General features: G+C 37.0%; 20 protein-coding genes. 3 read left to right on the forward strand and 17 right to left on the reverse strand.

The window, feature by feature from the left end; all coding sequences use genetic code 11:
* Nucleotides 1-31: 31 nt before the first annotated feature.
* The 10 genes from G4D61_RS06110 to G4D61_RS06155 form a co-directional block, all read right to left on the reverse strand.
* Nucleotides 32-1,045, reverse strand: a complete 1,014-nt coding sequence (locus G4D61_RS06110; protein WP_197023494.1) for an ABC transporter permease — start codon at nt 1,043-1,045, stop codon at nt 32-34.
* A complete protein-coding gene (locus G4D61_RS06115) occupies nt 1,032-2,552 on the reverse strand; it encodes a sugar ABC transporter ATP-binding protein (protein WP_200886149.1) in 1,521 nt (506 codons plus the stop codon). The genes G4D61_RS06110 and G4D61_RS06115 overlap by 14 nt, the downstream gene beginning before the upstream one ends.
* 16 nt (nt 2,553-2,568) lie before the next feature.
* Complete coding sequence (locus G4D61_RS06120) at nt 2,569-2,997, reverse strand: RbsD/FucU family protein (RefSeq protein WP_025730475.1); 429 nt, start codon at nt 2,995-2,997, stop codon at nt 2,569-2,571.
* 16 nt (nt 2,998-3,013) lie between these two features.
* Nucleotides 3,014-4,510, reverse strand: a complete 1,497-nt coding sequence (locus tag G4D61_RS06125) for a rhamnulokinase (protein ID WP_025730477.1) — start codon at nt 4,508-4,510, stop codon at nt 3,014-3,016.
* A gap of 27 nt (nt 4,511-4,537) precedes the next feature.
* On the reverse strand, nt 4,538-5,224 hold the full coding sequence (locus G4D61_RS06130; protein ID WP_025730479.1) for a class II aldolase/adducin family protein: 687 nt from the start codon (nt 5,222-5,224) through the stop codon (nt 4,538-4,540).
* A 29-nt stretch (nt 5,225-5,253) separates the two neighbouring features.
* Nucleotides 5,254-6,921: a ribulokinase gene (locus G4D61_RS06135; protein WP_163173505.1), complete on the reverse strand. Its 1,668-nt coding sequence runs from the start codon at nt 6,919-6,921 to the stop codon at nt 5,254-5,256.
* Nucleotides 6,908-8,695: an L-fucose isomerase gene (locus G4D61_RS06140; RefSeq protein WP_163173507.1), complete on the reverse strand. Its 1,788-nt coding sequence runs from the start codon at nt 8,693-8,695 to the stop codon at nt 6,908-6,910. The genes G4D61_RS06135 and G4D61_RS06140 overlap by 14 nt, the downstream gene beginning before the upstream one ends.
* A 94-nt stretch (nt 8,696-8,789) precedes the next feature.
* Entirely contained in the window at nt 8,790-9,812 is a 1,023-nt protein-coding gene (locus tag G4D61_RS06145) for a LacI family DNA-binding transcriptional regulator (RefSeq protein WP_025730485.1), read from the reverse strand.
* Nucleotides 9,813-10,048: 236 nt separating this feature from the next.
* Nucleotides 10,049-10,522 (reverse strand): CBO0543 family protein, encoded by a 474-nt coding sequence (locus tag G4D61_RS06150; protein ID WP_035348960.1) that lies wholly within the window; start codon nt 10,520-10,522, stop codon nt 10,049-10,051.
* Nucleotides 10,455-11,504 carry a DUF2515 domain-containing protein gene (locus G4D61_RS06155; RefSeq protein ID WP_235929332.1) on the reverse strand — a complete coding sequence of 350 codons (1,050 nt, stop codon included), beginning with the start codon at nt 11,502-11,504 and terminating at the stop codon, nt 10,455-10,457. Before G4D61_RS06155 ends, G4D61_RS06150 begins: the two co-directional genes overlap by 68 nt.
* Before the next feature lie 162 nt (nt 11,505-11,666).
* On the opposite strand from G4D61_RS06155, the gene shc reads away from it, so the two are divergent.
* Entirely contained in the window at nt 11,667-13,556 is a 1,890-nt protein-coding gene (shc, locus tag G4D61_RS06160; RefSeq protein WP_163173511.1) for a squalene--hopene cyclase, read from the forward strand.
* Nucleotides 13,557-13,654: 98 nt separating this feature from the next.
* Here shc and G4D61_RS06165 read toward each other — a convergent pair whose 3' ends face one another.
* The 7 genes from G4D61_RS06165 to G4D61_RS06195 all read right to left on the reverse strand — a co-directional run bounded on the left by G4D61_RS06165 (nt 13,655) and on the right by G4D61_RS06195 (nt 20,915).
* Nucleotides 13,655-14,314 carry a bifunctional 4-hydroxy-2-oxoglutarate aldolase/2-dehydro-3-deoxy-phosphogluconate aldolase gene (locus G4D61_RS06165; RefSeq protein ID WP_035348971.1) on the reverse strand — a complete coding sequence of 220 codons (660 nt, stop codon included), beginning with the start codon at nt 14,312-14,314 and terminating at the stop codon, nt 13,655-13,657.
* Between the two features lie 16 nt (nt 14,315-14,330).
* Nucleotides 14,331-15,290: a sugar kinase gene (locus tag G4D61_RS06170; protein WP_035354411.1), complete on the reverse strand. Its 960-nt coding sequence runs from the start codon at nt 15,288-15,290 to the stop codon at nt 14,331-14,333.
* Nucleotide 15,291: 1 nt separating this feature from the next.
* Nucleotides 15,292-16,140 (reverse strand): SDR family oxidoreductase, encoded by an 849-nt coding sequence (locus tag G4D61_RS06175; protein ID WP_163173513.1) that lies wholly within the window; start codon nt 16,138-16,140, stop codon nt 15,292-15,294.
* A complete protein-coding gene (uxuA, locus tag G4D61_RS06180; protein ID WP_025730497.1) occupies nt 16,137-17,213 on the reverse strand; it encodes a mannonate dehydratase in 1,077 nt (358 codons plus the stop codon). Before uxuA ends, G4D61_RS06175 begins: the two co-directional genes overlap by 4 nt.
* A gap of 24 nt (nt 17,214-17,237) precedes the next feature.
* Entirely contained in the window at nt 17,238-18,641 is a 1,404-nt protein-coding gene (gene uxaC, locus G4D61_RS06185; RefSeq protein WP_163173515.1) for a glucuronate isomerase, read from the reverse strand.
* 33 nt (nt 18,642-18,674) lie between these two features.
* The gene (locus G4D61_RS06190; RefSeq protein WP_163173517.1) at nt 18,675-19,970 is read right to left on the reverse strand and encodes an MFS transporter; all 1,296 of its coding nucleotides are present in this window, start codon (nt 19,968-19,970) and stop codon (nt 18,675-18,677) included.
* A 267-nt stretch (nt 19,971-20,237) separates the two neighbouring features.
* A complete protein-coding gene (locus G4D61_RS06195) occupies nt 20,238-20,915 on the reverse strand; it encodes a GntR family transcriptional regulator (RefSeq protein ID WP_025730501.1) in 678 nt (225 codons plus the stop codon).
* A 307-nt stretch (nt 20,916-21,222) separates the two neighbouring features.
* Here G4D61_RS06195 and G4D61_RS06200 point away from each other — a divergent pair, with 307 nt between their 5' ends.
* Nucleotides 21,223-22,293: a GerAB/ArcD/ProY family transporter gene (locus G4D61_RS06200; RefSeq protein ID WP_163173519.1), complete on the forward strand. Its 1,071-nt coding sequence runs from the start codon at nt 21,223-21,225 to the stop codon at nt 22,291-22,293.
* A gap of 6 nt (nt 22,294-22,299) precedes the next feature.
* Entirely contained in the window at nt 22,300-22,977 is a 678-nt protein-coding gene (locus G4D61_RS06205) for a spore germination protein (protein ID WP_163173521.1), read from the forward strand.
* The last annotated feature ends 63 nt before the right edge of the window (nt 22,978-23,040 follow it).

The following is a 23,040-nucleotide window of genomic DNA, read 5'->3' on the forward strand; positions in this document are numbered from 1 at the left end:
AGATAGAACACCAATATTATATTGAAAAACATTACACCCTCTTTTTGCGATTTCGATAGATATCAAGATAGACAGCGATAATAACAACAAAACCAGTAATAAAAATTTGATAATGGGGCTGTAAGTTAATAAATGGTAAGCCAACTTTAAGTACACTCATAATAAATACCCCAATAATAGTTCCTAAAATTGAGCCTAACCCCCCTGCTAAAGATGTACCACCAACGACAACTCCAGCAATCGCATCAAGTTCAAAGCCTTGGCCAGCACCAGGAAGAATAGTCGTATAAGTAGCTGAATAGGCAATTGCCGCAAGCCCGGCAAATAAACCGCTAATGATGTACGACATTCCCTCCCATTTCACAATATTAACACCTGATAATCGTGTAGCTTCCATATTGCTTCCTATCGAAAATATATAACGGCCAATTCTTGTTTTATTTAATATCACCGCAGCTAAAAGAACAAAAACAATAAGCACAAAAATGCCAATTGGAAAATTATTGTCGAGCCGGAAAAAACTTTTGTAATAGCCGTCGGAACTTGAGCGTAACGGAAAAGTAACACTTTGAACATTGGATACCATCGAACTTAATCCTTCCGCAATCATCATTGTTCCAAGTGTTGCAATAAAAGCTGGTAATCTCATTTTTGCAACGAGGATAGCATTGACAAGACCAAATAGACCACCAACGACAATAATACTAATTAATGATAACCACATTGGCCATCCAAGATTGGAATGCAGCACTCCACCTACCATCGCCGCACACATCATCACTGTTCCAATTGATAGATCAATTCCTCCTGTGATAATAACAAAGGTTACCCCAATTGCTAAAAACCCAATATAATAGGAGGCGTCAAAAATACTAACCAATGTATTTACTGAACGAAAAGCTGGACTAGAAATGGCAAAAAATAAATAAATTGCTAACAGTGCGACGATTGCAATTAATTTTTGTGTTCCAATCTTTTGTATCGTACTTGCTGCAAAATGAATATGATGGTTGTTCTCCATTTCTACTTCCTTAACTACTGGCATGGTCTCTTCCCCCATTTCTCATTGTTGCATAATGTATAATCTTCTCTTGGCTCGCGTCTTCGATTGAAAGTTCTGCTGTTTTTCTCCCTTCACACATAACGATAATCCGATCGCTCATTCGTAAAATTTCTGGTAATTCTGAAGAAATCATAATAATTGATTTTCCTTCTTCAGCTAATTGATTCATTAAATGATAAATTTCACTCTTTGCTCCAATATCAATCCCTCTTGTTGGTTCATCAAAAATGAAAATATCGCTATTCTGCGCAAGCCATTTAGCAATGATCACTTTTTGCTGATTTCCCCCTGAAAGATTTCTCACTAACTGTTTGGAAGATGGCGTTTTAATATTGAGAGATTCTATATAACGATTACTAATTTTTTGGATCAACCTATCTTTAATAATCATAGATTTTGTAAAACGAACTAATGATGGCAGTACAGTATTATTTCCAACATCCATATCTACAACTACACCGTATCTCTTTCTATCTTCCGACAAATAGCCTATTCCATTCTGCACGGCATCCCTCGGGTTTTTGATTTCTACTTTTTTTCCTTTAATAAAGATTTCTCCACTGTCACATTTGTCTGCACCAAATATTAATCTTGCAACTTCTGTCCTTCCAGCACCCATTAAGCCGGAAAAGCCAAGAATTTCCCCCTTTCTCAATTGAAAAGATACATTCTTCACTTCATCACTACGAGATAAATCTTTTACTTCTAACACAATTTCTGCATCTTCACTTACAGCGGATTTCTGCTTTGGTTCCTCATATATTGCCCTTCCGACCATCATGCTGATGATCTCATCTTTCGTTGTATTCTTCGTCTCTAGTTCTCCGACATACTCACCATCACGCATAACCGTAACCCGATCGGTAATTTTTTCAATCTCATCCATTCGATGAGAAATATATACGATACCTATACCTTTGCTTCTTAAATCTTCAATAATATGAAAAAGCTCGGTAATTTCTGCCTCCGTTAAAGCTGCTGTAGGTTCATCAAATACTAGAACTTTTGCATTCATTGAAATAGCCTTGGCGATTTCAACCATTTGTTGTTTTCCTACAGTTAAGTTTCCTACTACTTCTTTTGGGTTAATCTTTATATTTAATAAATCAAATAGTTCTTTTGATTTGTCATTAATGGCACGATCATCTGTAAAAATCTTCATCTTCATACTTTCTCGCCCAATAAAAATATTTTGAGCGACTGTCAAGTGATTCATCATATTTAATTCTTGATGGACAATGACAATTCCAGCATCTTGAGATTCTTTTGGTCCTTTAAAATCAACAGTTTTACCATCATAAATAATTTCGCCGCCATCCTTTTCATATATTCCTGTCAATACCTTCATCAATGTTGATTTTCCTGCTCCATTTTCTCCCATTAATGCATGAACTTCACCTTTTCTAAGCTCGAGATGTACCCCTTTTAGTGCATGAACTGGACCGAAAGACTTTTTTATCCCAGACATTTTTAAGATTACATCATTCAATGCTTTCACCTCCAAACTAGCGGACGACCCCTTTTTTTAAAATGATATTTGCATATAAAGACTCTTCACCAGTTGCAATGACTGCGTAACTGTTTTTACTATGTTCATAGAATGAAAATCGTTCTTCAAGTTTTATTCGTTTATTTTCTGCACCTGATTGCTCCAATATTTCCTCATAAGTTTTCCAAATCTTAGGACGATCATCATCTCCAGGTGATACTTTCATTAATGTAACTGCTTCATTGCTATAAGTATCTAATGGAAAAAACTTTAAAATAGCTTCAAGCAATACTGGTATGCTTAGACCATCTGCTCTAGCTAATATATTTGCATGACTCGCACTTGGAAAATTCCCATCTGCAAGAACAAGTTCATCACCGTGACCCATTTCCATTAATACTTTTAGTATTTCTGGCGATAATATTGCTGGTATATGTTTAAGCATTCTTTTCCCCCCTTTATTAAAACTTGCTCCTTTGTTCTGGATGAAGTCTTCCAACTTTAAGTAAATGACAATATATTTCATAATGTTGTTTCCATAGTTGTTCATCTTTTGGTTGATATTCTACTAATCTAAATGAGCTTTTTACGATTTCTCGTGCCTGCTGCAAGTCTTGTATGGCTCCACTGCCAATTAATTGCACGATGATATTTCCAATTGCAGTTGCTTCCGCGGGTCCAGCTATAACCTTTTTTCCTACTGCGTTAGCTGTCATTTGGCAAAGGATTTCTGCTTGTGCCCCCCCACCAACGATGTTTACTATTGAGTATTCTTTTCCAATCACCTCTTGAATTTCTTCAATAACCAATCGGTATTTCAAAGCTAAACTCTCATATATGACACGAACAATTTCAGCATCTGTGTTAGGAACGTACTGATCTGTTGCGGCTGCATATTGTCTAATTCGTTTCGGTATATTCCCCGGATGTTGGAATTCTAGATAATCTGTATCCAAATAACAATTAAACGGTTTGGCATGCTGTGCAATCTCAGCAAGCTCAGAATAACTATAAATCCTTCCTTCTCTCTCAAATTGCCGCTTTGTTTCCTGAATCATCCATAGCCCTGCTATATTTTTCAATAAACTTGTTGTCTTATCGGCACTGCTTTCATTAGTGATGTTATAATATAGAGATGTTTCATTAATTATCGGCTGCTTAATTTCTGTTCCAATCAATGACCATGTTCCCGATGAAATGAATAAAAATTCTTCATTACACGGGACACTTGCAATTGCACTAGCTGTATCATGAGAACCAACCGCAATTACTGGGATTTCAGCAATGCCTAGTTCCTCTGCCAAAACTGGTGTAATATTTCCTATTGTTGCCCCTGGTTCTACTAGCTCTCCCATCATACTCTCTGGAATATGAAAAGTATTTAAAATTTCCTTACTCCATTTTTTCTTATATGGGTCAAATAACTGTGTCGTTGAAGCAATTGTTATTTCTGTTTTTGCAGTATTTGTTAATAAATAATTGAATAAATCCGGCATTAAAAGCAGTTTATTTATCTGTTCAAATTGCTTTACGTTCCGCTCCTTTAATGACATTAACTGAAAAAGCGTGTTAATATCTAAAATTTGATTTCCCGTCAATTGATATAATTTTTCTTTTGTCAATATTTTTTCTGCTTTTTTACTCATCCCTTCTGTTCGTCTATCGCGATAATGAACAGGCCTTGCAAGTAAATTTCCAGCGCTGTCCAGTAATCCAAAGTCTACTCCCCATGTATCGATACCAACGCTGTCTAAATGACTGATATGCGCTGCAAGTCGCAGAGAATTTTTTATTTCAAAAAATAATGCCTCTATATCCCAGTAAAGTGTATTTTCTTCTTCTATGGGTATATTTTCAAACCGATGGATTTCTTGGAGATACAATTTTTCGCCGTCATATTTTCCCAAGATCGCCCTACCATTTGAAGCTCCTAAATCAAGCGCCAGTACTTGTTTCACAAAGCAATACACCCCTTTCAAAACTGGTTAATTATACTTCTTATACCCAGGATGTTTTCCTGTTACTTTATAGCCCTCACGCATTTTAAATAATCTTTCAAGGTTCTCTCTCGGAATTTCCTTTTCTTGTTTTCCTTGATTAAGCATTCTTGCAATAAAACTAGTCTTCGCAACTAATTCTAATGTTTCCATTCGATAGTATGCTGTTATAAGATCACATCCAACTGACAATGCACCATGGTTTTCCAACAACAGGACATCATGATGCTCTAAGTACGGTGTAATTGCTTCTGGTACTTCCATCGTTGAAGGAGTTCCAAATGGAGTAATCGGGACTGATCCAATCGTGATTGCACTTTCAATCAAGGAATAATTGTCTAAATGAATATGAGCAAGTGCAAATCCTGTTGCGGTTGGAGGATGTGCATGGACAACGGCCCCAACATCATCACGTTCAGAATAGCAGCGTAAATGCATTTTTATTTCGCTTGATGGACGATACTCGCCATTTGCCTCCAAGATTTCCCCTTGACTATTAATCTTTACTAGCTTTTCAGGTGTAATAAAGCTTTTACTTATACCAGTCGGTGTAGTAATAAAAATATTTTCCTCGAGCTTTGCACTGACATTGCCGTCATTTGCAGCGACCCAGCCTAATTGCCACATTTTATTGCAAACTTCACATATTTCATCTTTTAGTTGTGCTTCATTCATTTTGCTACCTCCCTGTCTTTGGAAACGGCTCAAACTCTTGCATCATTTTTCATATCCTGCAGTTTCTGTAATACTTTGCTATTCAAATTTTCTTCCCTTGCTTCCCGATAAAGCTCATATAGTTGCTGATACATTTTCGTGCGTTCTTTATGTGGATAAACTGTATGAACATGACGGTCTGCCATTGCTTCCGCTGCATCCTGAATCGTGTCGTATCCACCTTCCTTCATTCCCGCAGCAACTGCTGCATACATAGCTGCACCGACTGCTGAAGCATGTTCTAAGTAACTGACTTTAATAGGAAAATCAAGAATATCGGCATATATTTGGACTAACAATTGGTTCTTTTTGGAAATCCCTCCACAAGCATAAAACTCTTTTATCGGCATCCCTCCTCTTTCAAATTTTTCAATGATTAATTTAGTCCCAAACCCTGATGCTTCTATTAAAGCCCGATAAATTTCCTCAGCTTTTGTATCTAGATCAAAACCATATAATACCCCTGATAAATCAGGGCGATTATCAATTCTGCTGCCGTTCCACCAATCTAACGCCAAGATTCCTCTGCCTCCCGGATTTAATGAAGAAGCCCTTTCAGAGAGATAATCGTGAATCCCCATGTTCATTTCTGCTGCAGCCTCGAAGTAGTGCTTAGAAACTTGATTTCTAATAAACCAATCGAACATATCCCCTACAGCCGCCTGCCCGCATTCATAAGCATACAGACCTTCAATAATCCCATCTTTAACTACTCCGTTTACTCCTTGGAGATAGTTCAACTTCTCTGATACAACTAAATGGCAGGTAGATGTTCCAATGACGGCAACCATCGTGCCTTCCCTTGTCGCATTCACAGCCGGTACAGCAGCATGGGCATCAATCACACTTGATGCAATAACTGTTTTATAACTCAATCCTAATTTTTCAGCCATTCGAGAGGAAATGTTTCCTACTGACTGACCTAAATGAATCATCTCTCCTGGTAGTTTCTCTTCAACAACGTTTCCAAACTCTTTGTCGAGTGATCTAAAATATTCTTTTGATGGATATTTCCCCTGCCACATCGCTTTATATCCACTATGGCAAATACTTCTTTTCAAGTTTCCAGATAGCTGCCAAACTAGCCAATCTCCAGCTTCTATAAAGCAATCAGTCTTTGCATATATTTCCGGATCCTCTTTAAAGATTTGCAATATTTTTGGAAACAGCCATTCAGATGAAATTTGTCTGTTATACGCTTTTATAAACTCCTCATTTCTACTATTTCCAGTTTCATTGATTTTTTCTGCATAGCTTTGGGCTGCATGATGCTTCCACAATTTCACGTACGCATGCGGATGATCTTTAAATTTCTCAATTTGATGAAGCGCCTTCCCATTTTTAGAAGCAGGCAACATTGTACAGGATGTAAAATCTATGCCGATCCCAATAACACGTTCTTTAGTTACACTACTTTTTTCGATTATTTCTGGAATAATTGTATAGAGCGCTTCTAAGTAATCATCAGCACTCTGTAATGCCCAATGTGCTGGAAGTTGACGATTCCCAATCTTATCTTTTATAACTCCGTGACGATATTCTTTTACAGCTTCAGCTACAACTTCTCCATTTGCGGTGTTAACAAGGACCGCTCTTGCAGATAAAGTTCCGTAATCAAGTCCAATTGTGAACTTATCATAAGAATTAATTTCTACCATATAATGGTCCAAGCTTTCTGCAAACTTGAAAATCAGCCTGTTCTAAATGAGCAGTTCCATACGCATTCCAAAGTGTTGGCCGAAATACTTTATCTTCCTCGACATTATGCATATTTACCGGAATTCTCAACAGGGCGGCAAGCGAGATTAACTCTTTTCCTATATGTCCGTAACTAATTGCTCCGTGATTTGCTCCCCAATTATTCATTACGCTATAGACATCTTTAAATGCACCCTTCCCGGTAATTCTTGGTGCAAACCATGTTGTTGGCCATGTCGGATCCGTTCTTTTATCTAAAATTTCACTCACATTGTCAGGCAGCACTACTGTATAACCTTCAGCAATTTGAAGAACTGGCTGGTCCCCGTCTACTAGATTTAAGCGGCACATTGTCACTGGCATTTCTGACTCTGTCATAAAATGTGATGAGTATCCGCCGCCTCGAAAGTATTCTGTTGTCGCAGGATACCAAGATGTCTTTTCCATTTCTTGCTGACATTCCTCATCTGTTATTTCCCAAAATGGTTTTACTACAGCTTCCCCGTCTTTCTTTTGCACACCTGCAAAGTCAAGTGTAGCTGCTCCGGAATTAATTAAATGAATAATCCCATCAGCTGCTTTCCCTTCTAGTCTTTCTCCTGTAACGCGTTGAACACTTTCTGGACTCCAGAAAGCCCGAACATCTGCAAAGAGCTGCGAAGTATTCGTTAATAAGTGACCAAAAAGCATTGAAACTGCATTCAATGAATCATTTTCAGTTGCCACAATGTAAGGCTCTCTTTTTCCATTCCAATCAAAAGATGTATTCAAAATGGACTCCATAAAATCTCCATTTGTCATAAAATCTGTCCATTGTCTTTGACCTTGAAAACCAGATATTAATGCGTTATGGCCCCCTGCTTCCTCTAAAAATCCTTTATCAGCAAGTGCTTCATTTCCAACCATAAGATCCCTGACAATCATTGTTAAGAGAATACTTCTCTCCCAATCTCCTTCTTTCTCATCTGCATTTCTTTGATTTTCTCTTTTATTTAAATCCAATCCTTGTTTACAATTTTTCTTGACCCATAATTTTGCTTTTTCAAATTCTGCTTCATCATATATTTTTTGTTCCATTCTCCGAATTACTTCTGACATATCCACAGCCTCACGGCGCATACCTAAATATTTTTGAAAAAATGAGCTTTGAACATCTGAGCCGGCGATGCCCATACAAATACTTCCGATAGAAAGATAACTTTTATTTTGCATCATACTAACCGCTAATCCTGCCTTTGCAAATTGAAGAAGCTTTTCTTCAACATCTGCAGGAATTGAGTCATCATTCAAATCTTGAATTTGATCTCCATATATTCCGAATGCCGGGATTCCTAATTGATTATGTGCCGCTAACGCTGCAGCCAAATATACTGCACCGGGTCTTTCAGTCCCATTAAATCCCCAAATCGCTTTAGGTCTTAAAGGATGATAATCAATTGTTTCCGAGCCGTAACACCAGCATGGCGTAACACTAATTGTCAATCCTACGTTTTCTTTTCTAAATTTTCCTTCGCATAAAGCGCTTTCATTAACTCGCCCAATAGTCGCATCTGCAATGACACATTGAACAGGTTCACCATTTGGATATTTCAACTTACTTTCGATCAATTTGGCTACACTTAAAGCCATATTCATTGTTTTTTCCTCTAATGACTCACGGATTCCTTTTCTTCTTCCATCAATAATTGGTCTTATTCCTACCTTTGGCATTTCTCCAATTAATTTTTCAATCATCCTCTATACCTCCTAAGATAAAATGAAACGTTTCATTTTTTTAGCAACCTATTAATCTCACATTATGATTAATAGGTATCTTCTATTCCAATCATTAAAGAAATGATGATATGTTTTTTACAGAATTCCCCATTATTAATTTTGCCTGTAAAGTAATATTGCAAGGAAAACTCAATTCTTCCTTTTTATCAATTCGCTTTACAATCAGCTCAGCTGCTTTCTTCGCTAATGTTTTCATTGGCTGGGTTACAATTGTTAACGTTGGCTGAATAATTTCCGCAATTGATAAGTTATCAAAACCTACAACTGAAATATCTTTCGCAATTTGTAGCTTTTTTTGATTAAGCGCCTTGATAACACCTAATGTCATATCATAATTTGTTGCAAATATAGCTGTTGGCGGCTCTTCTAATTCTAGTAGCTTCATTGCTTGCTTATACCCGCTTTGCGAATAGTAGTCACCATAGACGATATAATCTTGATAAACTGGAATGCCATAGGAATTAAATGCTTCGATATATCCCTGAAGCCTCTCTGAAGCAGTAGAAATCTTTCTTGGACCACAAACGACTGCGATCTTTTGGTGACCGTTTTCAATTAAATATTCGGTGACCTTCTTTGAAATACTACAATTGTCTACTGCAACTGTATCACATTCAATCTTATCTAACTTACGATCCACAGATACAACGTAAGTTCCCTTTTGAATAACTTCTTTTATTAATTTTTGAGTCTCAATGGAGCATGTTGATACAATAACAATTGCGTCTACTTGCTTACTAACTAAAAAATTAATTTGTTCTCGTTCCTTTTTTTCTTTTTCTTGGTAATTACAAATCATCACACTATATCCATAAACAGAAATATATTTCTCTACGTATGAAACAAGGCTAGTGCAGAAATAATTCTCCATTGAAGGAATAATAATTCCGATCGTGTTAGAGCGATTTGTTTTTAAACTCCGTGCGAACTGATTTACTTGAAAACCTAATTCTTTGATCGCTTCATCAATTAATTGTTTATTTTTTGGTTTAACTGTTCCCCCATTAATATATTTTGAAATAGTTCCTAGAGATAGATTCGTATATTTAGCTAAATCTTTCATTGTTGCTGTCAAGTTAAATTCCCCTTCTAAAAATGAAACGTTTCATTAATTGAAATTTAACACACCATCATTTTAGTGTCAATCATTTTTTTATTTTTCAAAAATGTATAAACAATTCGTTTTTTATCATTTCTAATACTAATACAAAAGTAGCCTTCACTAAATAAGTGATGGCCACTTTTCCATGTATATTCATTAAATTTTTAAAGTTACGTGAAGGATAGAAAATAACTTATAAATAAGTACCTTTATACTTTTGTTTTATTTTTATGATCTAAGCTTTGTTCAAACCATTTATGAAATATATAAACAATGATGAAATAAAAACAATAGCCTATAAATGTATCATGATGATTCCAGTTCCTCGTATGCTCAAACATTCCAAATACTTCTGCCTTTTTCTCCATGATTGACATCAGCACGCTCATTAATAAAATAAAGAGAAAACGCCCTAATATTCGAAACTGACCTATTAAAAGTAAAAAAATGAATGTCATAGTGGGAAGTCCTGCCAGTGTGAACGCAATGTTAATTGAAAAAACAGATGAAAAAGGGCGAATTGGAAAAGAATAGACGTTTCTCCCTACAAATATGAGATCTAAATACGTTCCAATTAATGTAGCGAACAACATAGCTGGTATATATCGTTTGATTTCAAAGCGAAATTGCTTTTTTGGCAAGGGCTGCAAGTTCGAGTCTTTCAAGTGTTTTACAGTATTCATTGAATATCTCCCCATTGATTTCTTCTTCCAATTCAGCAAAGTAATGAAAGACATGAAAATCTTTAAACCAATCGCCCTTCTCAGCATCAGGCTGTTTTACGTTTTTCCACACATGTTCAAGTGCCGGGCTATAAATTCTTGTTGCTCCCGGTTTAAGCATGCACGATTTCAAGCGAAGCTGATAACTTTTTCCAGGCAAGCCTTCATGAATATTATTAAATACATTTGGCCAATAATCTTTTCTTGACCCGGTGTGCGGCTGGACATCCGCCCACCTTTCAATAAGCCTTAACGTATCACTATTTTGAAAAAGAATTTTATATAGTCGTTTTCCTAATAATATCCTCTCATTCAATGAGCCAAACCGATGAAGTGTCTGCCCAATTACATGCATCATACCATCGCTCCAATAAGGAAAAAGAATTTGATTAAAGGATAACAAGTCCTGCAACTTAAACTCTAATGTTTTTAGTACTTCCTTTTTATACAGGGGATGCTGAATCACCCTCTGCTCTAGATAATGTTGTTCGTTAATAATTAACGCAATGGCAAGAATATATTCGTTTTGATGTTCCCAAAATTCATTCCACACTGCTTCCATAAAAATCGAAATATTAAAATAAGGGAAAAGATGAAAAAGCGGCTGATTGATTTTTAAACTTTCTTGATAAAGAAGAAATTGTGGATAGACATCTTGAAAAATAAGCCAATTTCCCCTTTCTAAAAACGTAAAAAAAGACTGCTTTTCTTTTTCTGACAACAATCTTGATAATAATTCTCCTTTTAAATCTGTCATATTCCAGCCGCCATTTCGTGAAACCATATGTCCTAAAAAAGCCCAATGAATATTGGGGTAAAGTTGATAAACATCAAGATAGGCCTTTGTTCTAGTTACATTATTAATATTCATTTCCATCGTCTGGTCGCGAATCTTTTCTATAAGCCATTCTTCTTGCTTGGTCGGTAACTTGACTTCGTACATTCTCTGACGTTTTTTTATTGCTTCTTTCATTCTTTCAATTGGAGTTTCTGCGCGGTGCCTAATAAAAAAGATTGTTCATCCCCTCCCCCATGAATTCTCACCTCATCACCTGAATATGTATAACTGATGAAAGTCTTTTTATGAAAGGAATGACTATCGTTCATGATGAACACTGATGAAGGCATTAAATGGATTATAAACAAGCTTAGAACCGACCAAACTCCTAAAGGTTCATGGAGCTATCCTTTTGAGACAGGAATCACGACCGATGCGTATATGATCATTTTATTACGGACATTAGGGATAAATGATGAAGAATTAATTCAAGGACTAGTTAAAAGAATTATAAGTAAACAACAACAAAACGGGGCATGGAAGTTGTTTTACGATGAAGATGATGGTAATTTAACACCAACTCTCGAAGCCTATTATGCTCTCCTTTATTCAGGCTATTACAAAAAAAATGATAGTAGATTGGTAGCTGCAAAAAAATTTATTTTATCCAATGGCGGAGTAGAGAATACTAATATTTTCACCAAAATGCTGCTTGCCATAACAGGACAATATGAATGGCCATCTTTTTCTCCATTTCCAGTTGAACTCATTCTTCTTCCTCCGTCTTTTCCAATCAATTTTTATCAAATTTCTGTTTTTGGTCGGTCAAATATTGCTCCGATCATGATTTTGGCGGCAAAGAAATATAGCAAAAAAACAAAAAATAGCCCTGATCTTAGTGACCTATTATCACAAAGAGAATCGCACACATCTTGGGAAAGATCTCCGGAATGGATTTCCTTCCTTTCCTTTATTGAAAAAGAGATTAAAAAGTTAAGTGAAATTCCTGAACAATTGCATGTAAAAGCGATTGAACGGGCAAAAACATATATGCTTGAGAGAATAGAGCCAGACGGCACTTTATACAGCTATTTTAGCTCAACCTTTTTAATGATTTTCGCCCTACTCGCACTCGGATATTCAAAACACGATCCCCACATTACAAGAGCTGTGGAAGGTTTAAAATCGATGAAAACTGACATCGATGGTTTACCACATATGCAATATACAACTGCAGATGTTTGGAACACATCTTTAATCAGTTATGCATTACAAAATGCTGGTGTATCCTCAGATAGTCCAGTAATTAAGCAGGCAAACCATTATTTGCGAACGCGACAGCATTATAAATTCGGTGATTGGGTTATTCATAATCCGGATAGTTTACCCGGCGGTTGGGGCTTTTCCGACATCGATACGATTAATCCTGACGTTGATGACACTACTGCTTCATTAAGAGCGATTGCCCGAAATGTCTCTTCTGATTCTCATGATCATGAAGCATGGAATCGCGGTCTTCACTGGGTCATATCTATGCAAAACCATGACGGCGGCTGGCCAGCTTTTGAAAAAAATGTAAATGATAAATGGATTAAGCTCGTTCCTATTGAAAAAGGGGAATTTTTACTTGGAGACCCCTCAAGTGCAGATTTAACGGGAAGAACTTTAGAGTTTTTTGGAAACTACACAAATTTATCAAGCAGTCACTCTATCATTCAAAAAGGAAGCAAATGGGTATTAAAGCACCAAGAAAATGACGGCTCATGGTACGGAAGATGGGGGATTTGTTATTTATATGGAACGTGGGCTTCTATTACAGGCCTTATTGCGGCCGGACTGCCCGCCAGTCATTCATCAATCGAGCAATCAATAACATGGATAAAATCCATCCAAAATCATGACGGCGGCTGGGGAGAATCATGCCGAAGCGATATTCAGAAAACATATATTCCGCTTGGAACGAGTACAGTCACTCACACCGCTTGGGCGCTTGACGCATTAATTGCTGCTGCAGATAAACCGACAGAAGAGATTCAGAAAGGTATGACTTATTTACTTACAAATCTTAATAAAAAAGATTGGACGACAGATTATCCGAAAGGGCAAGGAATGGCTGGCGGCTTTTATATTCACTATCACAGCTATCAATACGTCTTCCCATTACTGACATTAGCAAACTATCAAAGAAAATTCATCAATATTGCTAAAAAACAATAGTAAGAAGAGTCCCCACTTATTGTTCGTGAGGACTCTTTTTTACTGTTCATGATCTTGCCATCATTTCAAATCTCAGCTCAAAAACATATAAATAGAATTTATCTAATAAGCATTCCTCGTGCTTCTTGAACCGCATGAACATATTGTTTAGCACTTTCAGTAATTTTCTTAAAGTTCCCTTCCTCAATCAGCTTCAAATTGACTAAATTGCCACCGACACCTACTGCAGCAACACCGGCTTCTATATAGGATGAAACATTTTCCAGATTGACTCCACCAGTAGGTATGACTGGAATATGTGATAACGGGCCTTTCACATCTTTAATATACTTTACACCTAATCCTGAAGCAGGGAAGATCTTCACCATATCAGCCCCCCACTCCATAGCAGTAATCATTTCGCTGGGGGTCATTACCCCTGGAACAGCAACTTTCCCATAACGCAATGCAGTTTTAATAGCATCTTGATGCAGGCTCGGGCTGAAGATAAACTCAGCTCCGTGATGAATAGCCATCGTTGCTGATGCACTGTCAATAACTGTACCTGCACCAACGATAGCACGGGACTTTAACTGGGCTGAAAGTGTTCGAATGGAAGAAAGCGCATCAGGGTGGTCCAAAGTCACTTCAAGTGCTGTTACACCACCTTCAATAAGACTTTCTGCTAATGGGATCATTTTATCTCCAGGAACACGGCGAATAACTGCAATAACACCACCATCTAGTAATCTTTGCAACAATTTAACTTTCGGAATCATAAGCATAACACCCTTCCTATCGCAAAATTTCTTTTTCCGTATGATTAGGATCAACCTGTGACCAAAATGGATATCCTTCCACATCGCCAGCAACTGTTAAAGCATATGCACCTACACGATTTGCCAATCTAATAGATTCGTAGTAAGAGTACCCCCGAAGCAATCCTGATAAAAATCCTGCCGCAAAACCATCACCTGCTCCAACAGTGTCGACAATTTGTTTAACTTCAAACCCGGGGACATACGCTTCTTCATCAGCTGTTGCATAGTATGCTCCTCGTTCCCCTAACTTAATAACAACAATCTTTGTACCATTCGCTAGAAATTGTTCTGCAATGGTTTCCGGAGACGTTTTTCCAGTCAACATTTCTCCCTCATCCAATCCTGGCATGACAATATCACAGTAGCTTGCAATATTAAGCAACGGTTCTCGTGCCTCATTTTGCTTCCATAGTTTTAAGCGAATGTTTGGATCAAAAAGGATCGTAAGCTGATGTTTTTTTGCAATTTCAATAGCCCGGTAAGCAGTCATTTTACAATTTTCGCTTAAAGCCGGAAGAATCCCCGTAATATGCAGGAATTTTGCCTGACTTATATACTCCTCGTTTAAGTCTGCCGGTGACATTTGGCTAGCCGCAGATCCTTTACGATAAAAATAAACTTTTGGGTCTTGCCCCAATTGCCGTTCTTTGAAAAATACAGCTGTTGGATAATCGTCATCAAAAGAAACTTGTGACGTGTCTACCCCTTCCCCACGGATGTAATTTCGCACGAATATTCCAAATTCATCGTGACCAAGACGGCTAATCCAGCCAACTTGATGTCCTAGGCGTGCAAGAGCGATAGCAACATTCGATTCCGCTCCACCGATCGTCTTATCAAACTGGCCGGCATATCGCAGCGGTCCTACAGCAGAAGGAACAAACAGCGTCATCGTTTCACCAATCGTGACAACATCTAAATTTTCCTTTTTCATATTAAACACCTGAATATGCCATGAATCCGCCGTCTACTGGAACGGTAATGCCCGTCACAAAGCCGGACATACTTTCATCTGCAAGCCAGATTAATGTACCTAACAGATCTTCCGGAGAACCGAAGCGGCGCATCGGCGTATGGGATAGTATTTTATGAGACCTTTCTGTCAAGGAACCATCCTCATTCGTTAACAGCCTTCTATTTTGTTCAGTTTTAAAGAATCCAGGTGCAATCGCATTTACTCGAATTCCTACATCTGCTAAATGGACTGCTAACCATTGTGTTAAGTTTTCTACCCCTGCTTTCGCTGCGCTATATGCAGGGACCTTCGTCATCGGACTCGGTGCACTCATAGAAGACATATTAATAACAACCGCACCTTTCTTATTCAGCATATTGCGTGTAAATATTTGCGTTGGAATTAACGTTCCTAATATATTTAAATTAAAAACAAAACCAAAGCCGTCGGCACTTAAATCGAAGAATGTTTTTATATCTTTACTATCTAAATCTTCTAGTTTCAATGTCTCATTCGTTGTTTGCCCGTCTGGATGATTTCCTCCTGCACCATTAATTAAAATGTCACAGGAGCCCCACTTCTCATGAACTATTTTTTCTGCCTGCTTCACACTTTCAATGTCTAACACATTACAGGCAAGGGCAATTGCTTCACCACCATGACTTTTAATTTCATCAGCAACGTGTTCACCATTTTCTAGATGGCGATTGAGTATTGCAACTTTCACACCATGTCTAGCAAGTTCCTTTGCCATCGCACTGCACAGCACCCCGCTGCCACCAGTAATCACTGCTACTTTTCCGGTTAAATTTTCGTTTATCTGTATCATTTTTCTTCCTCCTGCTTAGCTCTTTCAAGTGCATCCCAAATTCCCCATAAATACATAATGCCAAGCGCTCTGTCATATAACCCATAACCTGGTCTGCATTCTTCATCAAAAATATGTCTTCCATGATCAGGACGAGCATATCCAGTGAAGCCATTGTCATGATATGCTTTTACAATGCGATATATATCAACTGATCCATCAGCAGTACGATGAGATGTTTCAATAAAATCACCATTTTCATATATTTTTACATTTCGAATATGTGCAAATGGAATACGATCAGCAAATTCATTCACCATTTCTGCAATATTATTATTAGGATTGGCTCCCAAAGACCCGCTGCAAAGTGTCACAGTATTAGATGGACTATCCACAAGATTTAACAGTCTGCGGATATTTTCTTTGTTTGTAATAATTCGCGGTAGCCCAAAAATGGACCATGGTGGATCATCCGGGTGAATCGCCATTTTTATATCATTTTCCTCTGCAACAGGAATAATTTCTTCTAAAAAGTATTGCAAATGATTCCATAAATCCTCTTCTGAAACATTTTTATAGGCCTGGAATAAATCCGAAAGATGTTTTAATCTAGCAGCCTCCCACCCAGGCATTGTAAAATCCGAGTTCCCTGCAATTTTATCAACCAGATCTTCAGGGGACATCGTTTCTGCCTTTTCTTTTTCATAAAAAAGAGCTGTTGAACCATCCTCTAATGGCTTATAAAGATCTGTTCTCGTCCAATCAAAAACAGGCATGAAATTGTAACAAATGACCTTTACACCAACCTGTGCCAACTTTTCAATTGTTCTTTTATAATTTTCAATATAGCGGTCTCTTGTCGGCAGTCCTAGCTTAATGTCTTCGTGAACATTCACACTTTCTACGACCTCGATATGTAAACGATATCGATCTGCTTGTTCTTTTACTTTTAAAATCTTTTCCATTGGCCATTCTTCTCCTGCTTCAACATCATGCAGTGCCCAAACAATTCCCTCCACTCCTGGAATTTGTTTCACATGGCTCAATGGAATGCGATCATTCCCCTCACCATACCATCTGAATACCATTCTCATCGTCAACTCTCCCTTCTCTTCTTTCTATCTCTCAATCTCTAAGTAGTTTTGAATATTGTTAAAACAAATATCTTGGACAATACTCCCTAACATATGAAAATCTTTAGGATAATCTCCTCTTTCTACCCAAGTTCCAATGAGGTGGCACATGATTCTTCTAAAATACTCATGTCTTGTGTATGAAAGAAAACTTCTTGAATCAGTCAACATACCAATAAATTTTGAAAACATCCCTACATTTGATAACGCTTTCATTTGTTCAATCATTCCATCTAGTTGATCATTAAACCACCATGCGGAACCAAATTGAATTTTCCCAGGGACATCACCTTGAAAGTTTCCGGCCATTGCAGCCACCATATAATTATCGCGTGGATTCAAACAATAGAGAATCGTTTTTGGAAGTGACGCAGATTGATCTAGTACATCCAAAAATTTTGCTAAATCTTCCGCAAAAGTAAAGTCTGCAATTGAATCAAAACCTGTATTGGCACCAATTGTATGGAACATTCTAGTATTTGTATTCCGCAAACCACCAATATGCATCTGCATCGCCCATCCATGCTGTGAATATTCTTTTCCAAGAAAAATCATCATGAATGATCGAAATTTAACTTGTTCTTCTAATGACAGTTTTGAAAGATCAAATCTTTTATGAAAAATATTCCGTATTTCGGATTCACTTGTCTCTAAATAAAACTGTGATGATATGCCGAGATCAGCCAATCGACACCCTACATTGTGAAAATCATCTATTCTCTGTTTTAGTGCTTCAAGATAGTCATCAAATGTTGAAATCGTAATCCCTGCTACGTTCTCCAATTTTTCTATCCAATTGATAAACAGCTGATTTCCAATCTCCAAGGCCATGTCGGGGCGAAATGTCGGCATCACTTTGACATCAAAGGAAAGGTCCTCATTTAAAGATCTGTGAAATTCTAATGTATCTACCGGATCATCCGTTGTACAAAGTGCACTTACATTCGAACGCTTAATCAAATTCCTAGCTGAAAACTCTGGCTGCTGAATAATCTCATTACACTTTTCCCAAACTGTCTCAGCATTGTGGCCACTTAACATTTCATTGATATTAAAATACCTTTTAAGTTCAAGCTGTGTCCATTGAAACAATGGGTTTCCTAACAAATAAGGAACTGTTTCTGCCCATTTTTGAAATTTTTCACGATCACTTTTATCTCCTGTAATATAATCTTCAGTTATTCCGTTAGCCCGCAATGCTCTCCATTTATAATGGTCTCCGCTTAACCACAGCTCTGTCATATTTGTAAACCTTTTATCTTCTGCGATTTCCTGTACAGGGAGATGACAATGGTAGTCAAATATCGGCATATCTTTTGCGTAATCAAAAAATAATGTTCTTGCAGTGTCTGTATCTAGCAAGTAATGCTCATCGATTAATGTTGCCATAGCAATGCTCCTCTTCTTTTAAGCTATTATTTTTTAAACAACCTTTCTTGAGTCAAGATTTTCTGCCATATTTGATTTTACAAAGAAAGCAACTCCAAGAGCCCCGATGATAGCTAATCCTCCTGCAAGAATAAAAGCTGCTGTATAATGGCCTGAATATTGAACAATGAAGCCTGTAACGGTTGGTCCGATAATACCAGAAATATTTGCAATGGCATGAACAAATCCGCTCGTTCCGCCTACTTTATCACTTGGAACAACATCCTGTATAATTGCCCAATATGTTGTCGCCTGTAAATAAAGAAAACAAATTCCGAATGTCATAAGTGTTACAGCAGTTATAACCGTACTAGCTAAGCCAGTTAGCGCAACACAAATTGCCGATGCAATCAGGCAAGTTACAAGCACGATCTTCCTTGAAAAGACTGCTTTTCCTGTTACTTTATAGATATAGTCTATGATAATACTGCCGACAATTTGCCCAATTCCTCCGGCAATCCATGGAAGCACAGAGACAATCCCCATTTTTCCGACACTTAAATGCCTTGCGTCCATTAAATAGCTTGGGAACCATGTTAGGAAAAAGAATAATGTATAGTTGTAGCCAAACATGCCGACAGCTAAAGCCGCTACTTTAGGCTGTTTAAGAATGGTAAATAAAGATGTTTTTACAGCAGGCTTTGCTACTGCTTTTTGATTGTTTACTAGATTTAGACTTTCTTCGCCTATAATTTCCTTAAGCTCTGCTTTCGTCACTTTTGGATGCATTTCTGGTTTGTCTCTGCTTACTTTAAACCAGAAAATCGCCCATATTAGTCCAACGATTGCTAGCACAATAAATGAGCATTTCCATCCCCAGTGTAATGAGATCAGCGCAACAATCGGACCAGAAACTGCCCCGCCAAGAGGTGCACCAGCATTTGCAATTCCAACTGCGCGTGCTCTTTCTTTTAAAGGAATCCAGTTGTTCATTGCTTTATTCGTCGTAGAAGTAAGTGGTCCCTCCCCAAAGCCGAAGAAAAGACGAACGATGAATAATGAAATAAAATTAAATGTAGCAGCCGTTAATCCGCAAAAGAGCGACCAAGCCGTCATCGCAGTTCCCATTATTAATCTTGGCCCTTTCTTATCGGACATGTAACCGCCTACAAAATTAAAAATGGCATATCCAATGAAAAAGCTGCTCAAAATCATTCCTGCCTGTGATGGTGTTAAATGATATTGTTTAGATAGAAGCGGTAATGCAACAGACATAGCTGATCTATCCGTATAGTTAATTGCATTAGCTAAAAATAGCATTAGAATAATGATCCAGCGATAGCGAAACATTGCAATTTCCCCCTTAAATGATAAATACTTTACACAAAAATGACTGTAAAAAATAATCCTAATATTAGTAAGCGTTTTCAATTCGCAGCAAATATTAAAAATGGATAAATAATTTCTGAATTAAACTATTTTCCTTTTGAACGTGTGGTACGAAACGCTTCATGAAGTCCCCTTTTATTCGTGTTAATTATTTATGAACGCGATAGAACTGAATAAACCTTACTGCTATTTGAATACACAACTCACCTCCTTAATGGAAAAATTGAATTATTTAAAATATCTTGGATTAAACCTTTGCAGTTCCTTTTTATCAAATTCAACCATCATAAGATGCTTCTTCATAACGTGTACTGCTTTTTCTGGAGTCTGTTCTTTGATTGCATGAACGATTTCTGTATGCTGCGAAAGAATGTCGTCCCAATTATAATTCGATGCTAAACGCAAAATACGGGTTCTATTAAAATGCGTATTCATTGGCTGCATTGCTAACCAAATTCTTTCCTTATTACATCCTTGGAAAATTGTTCGATGAAAGTCTTCATCTAATTCAAACAATTGCTGATAATCTTTTTGTTCCGAACAAACTTTTTGCATTTTTAGGTTTGATTCTAATGAAATAAGATGTTCCTCTGGAAAATGTTCACATGCTAAACGGACAACGGCTATTTCCAATTGTTCTCTCATAAACCTAGCTTCTTCCACTAGCCCTAAATCAATGAGGGAGACAAAAGTTCCTTTTTGCGGATAGATTTCTAATAAGCCTTCTTGTGATAACTTAATAAACGCCTCCCTTACAGGTGTGCGGCTAACTTGAAGCTTTTCTGATATTTCCTTTTCCGAAAGGCTTACCCCAGGTTCTAGCTCCATCTCTAAAATTTGATTGCGGAGTAAGTTATACACATACTCTCTTGTTGTTTGCGTGTGAATTGATGGCTTTGTATTCATTTCTTCCCTCCTAATATACTAATATACTACCATGGTAGTTTATCTTAAATCAAGCACATTTTTCTGAAAATTCCCCAATGTTTACATAGAGCACTTTTTTATTTGCGCTTCAGGGGTTCACTTTCCGCGGGCAGTCCGGAAGCCTCCTCGACATTCTAATCCTGCAGAAGTTTGGCCCTTCCATTCTAATCAATCATTGTTTTTAGAGAGTGTATAACCGATATGGTATTATACCTATTTATTTTTTCCTTTATTGAATATTTTTTCATGCAATCTAAATACTAAACATAAAAAAGGGGCAACGCCAATGAAATATACATTAAGATTTATTTCCATTCTGTATGTTCTGTTACTTTCTGTCGGCCTATTTTCACATGTTGAAATCATTCCTGCCCTGCTTTCAACCGTAAAAAGAGATGCGTGGATAAGCGTTATTTTAGCTATATTCGTGCTATTCATATTAATATTTTTGTTATACAAAATGATAACGATCATAGACAGGCAGTCCATTATTGAACTGCTAAAAGATCAAAGAAAGCTAACTTATTATATATTGCTCTTCCCGATTTCTCTATATTTGCTGTTTAATGCATTCATAACTGCTAAGGACATTATATATTGGTCACAATTAAGCTATATGCAAGGCTTTAATAGCTTTCTCCTTGCCCTTTTGCTCCTCGTGTTTTGTCTCATTTGCAGTGAGGCGGGTTTATTTACAATTGGTACTTTAAGTACTATTATTTGCCCGATTGTCATTTTTTTAGGATTTTTTGTATCATTTTCAAATGTCAAAAAAAAGAATTTTGAACTTCTTTTTCTAATGTTTTCTGAAGGGTATTTTTCATTGGCAAAAGGTTTAATGTATGCGTCATTACCATTATTTGAGTTAATAATCATTATTTTTTTAACACCTGTATTAAAAAAAACGATAACAAGAAAGCAACTGATGTTAGCTGGACTACTCATTATTTTCCTCATGTTAGGTCCAACGATTGGTGCTATTGTCGAGTTTGGACCCGATCAAGCAGCAAAGTATCGCTATCCTGCTTATGAACAATGGCGTATTATCTCGATTGGAAGATATTTTTCTCATGCTGACTTTTTTGCAATTTTTCAATGGCTTTCAGGAGGAGTTATTAGAATTAGTTTATTCGTCTTGATCGCCAGCAAGATTATAGCGAAAGAAGTAAATACTAAAAAAGTCATTAGAATCGTATATGCTCTTTTTCTAATAACCTGCCTTTATCCAATTGACCAAAGTAATTTTTCTACATTTGTTTACGAATATTATAGACCGGTTACATTCTTCTTTTTAATTATCCAAATGTCGATACTAACCATTTATCTTACGATGAAAAAAAGAGCTTTAAGGAGATGAGAATGAATGTTGAGAGACAATAAATTTACGAAAGAAGCCTTACAGCAGCTTTTCAATCATTCATCCGATATCGAGGTAAAAGATCATAAAGCAAAATCACTCATATTTGTGTACTGTAAGCCTATCGTTGACACAAGTTTAATTCAATCATTACTGATCCCTGTCCCAGGAGAGGATACAGGCAGCTCGATTTTTAATTCTTTACAAGTCGAAACATACAGCAAAAAAACGCTCAGAAATGAACAAATAGAAAAATTGATTTTTGCTGGGAAGCTAATGGTTGTTTCCTCCGAAGAATCAATTTACTTTTATGATATTAGTAAAATCCCTTCAAGACAGCCTGATGAATCTGTTGCAGAGGTTTCCATACGGGGCCCTAAAGACGGTTTTGTAGAAAACTCTTTAATTAATATCGGTCTCATTCGCAAAAGATTACTCACTTCGTCCTTTATCGTTCAAGACTATACGATTGGTATAAGAACGAATACAAAAGTTTCACTTCTATATATAAAAGATATTATCAATTCCGATGTTTTGCAGGACATACAAAATAGATTGTCTTCGTTAAAAGATATTGATGTTTTAACAAGTAGTACAATGCTTGGAGAATATCTTTATGAAAACAAATTTACAATTACCCCGCTAATTATGAACTGCCCCCTGTCAAGTAGACAGTGGAAATAATAAAAATGATTTAAGCGGCTTTAGCTCTATATTCCATCGGGCTAAGGCCGTTTAATCGTTTTT

It is taken from the genome of Heyndrickxia ginsengihumi, assembly GCF_011008565.1.
GTDB lineage: Bacteria > Bacillota > Bacilli > Bacillales > Bacillaceae_C > Weizmannia > Weizmannia ginsengihumi.

Excerpts from the sequence above, each read along its gene's own strand:
- G4D61_RS06170 (WP_035354411.1), bottom strand. The coding sequence starts at position 15,290 with ATGAAAAAGGAAAATTTAGATGTTGTCACGATTGGTGAAACGATGACG.
- shc (WP_163173511.1), top strand. The coding sequence starts at position 11,667 with ATGATGAACACTGATGAAGGCATTAAATGGATTATAAACAAGCTTAGA.
- uxaC (WP_163173515.1), bottom strand. The coding sequence starts at position 18,641 with ATGGCAACATTAATCGATGAGCATTACTTGCTAGATACAGACACTGCA.
- G4D61_RS06175 (WP_163173513.1), bottom strand. The coding sequence starts at position 16,140 with ATGATACAGATAAACGAAAATTTAACCGGAAAAGTAGCAGTGATTACT.
- G4D61_RS06130 (WP_025730479.1), bottom strand. The coding sequence starts at position 5,224 with ATGAATGAAGCACAACTAAAAGATGAAATATGTGAAGTTTGCAATAAA.
- G4D61_RS06120 (WP_025730475.1), bottom strand. The coding sequence starts at position 2,997 with ATGCTTAAACATATACCAGCAATATTATCGCCAGAAATACTAAAAGTA.
- G4D61_RS06190 (WP_163173517.1), bottom strand. The coding sequence starts at position 19,970 with ATGTTTCGCTATCGCTGGATCATTATTCTAATGCTATTTTTAGCTAAT.
- uxuA (WP_025730497.1), bottom strand. The coding sequence starts at position 17,213 with ATGAGAATGGTATTCAGATGGTATGGTGAGGGGAATGATCGCATTCCA.
- G4D61_RS06135 (WP_163173505.1), bottom strand. The coding sequence starts at position 6,921 with ATGGTAGAAATTAATTCTTATGATAAGTTCACAATTGGACTTGATTAC.
- G4D61_RS06205 (WP_163173521.1), top strand. The coding sequence starts at position 22,300 with ATGTTGAGAGACAATAAATTTACGAAAGAAGCCTTACAGCAGCTTTTC.
- G4D61_RS06195 (WP_025730501.1), bottom strand. The coding sequence starts at position 20,915 with ATGAATACAAAGCCATCAATTCACACGCAAACAACAAGAGAGTATGTG.
- G4D61_RS06165 (WP_035348971.1), bottom strand. The coding sequence starts at position 14,314 with ATGATTCCGAAAGTTAAATTGTTGCAAAGATTACTAGATGGTGGTGTT.
- G4D61_RS06150 (WP_035348960.1), bottom strand. The coding sequence starts at position 10,522 with ATGAATACTGTAAAACACTTGAAAGACTCGAACTTGCAGCCCTTGCCA.
- G4D61_RS06155 (WP_235929332.1), bottom strand. The coding sequence starts at position 11,504 with ATGTACGAAGTCAAGTTACCGACCAAGCAAGAAGAATGGCTTATAGAA.
- G4D61_RS06110 (WP_197023494.1), bottom strand. The coding sequence starts at position 1,045 with ATGCCAGTAGTTAAGGAAGTAGAAATGGAGAACAACCATCATATTCAT.
- G4D61_RS06140 (WP_163173507.1), bottom strand. The coding sequence starts at position 8,695 with ATGATTGAAAAATTAATTGGAGAAATGCCAAAGGTAGGAATAAGACCA.
- G4D61_RS06200 (WP_163173519.1), top strand. The coding sequence starts at position 21,223 with ATGAAATATACATTAAGATTTATTTCCATTCTGTATGTTCTGTTACTT.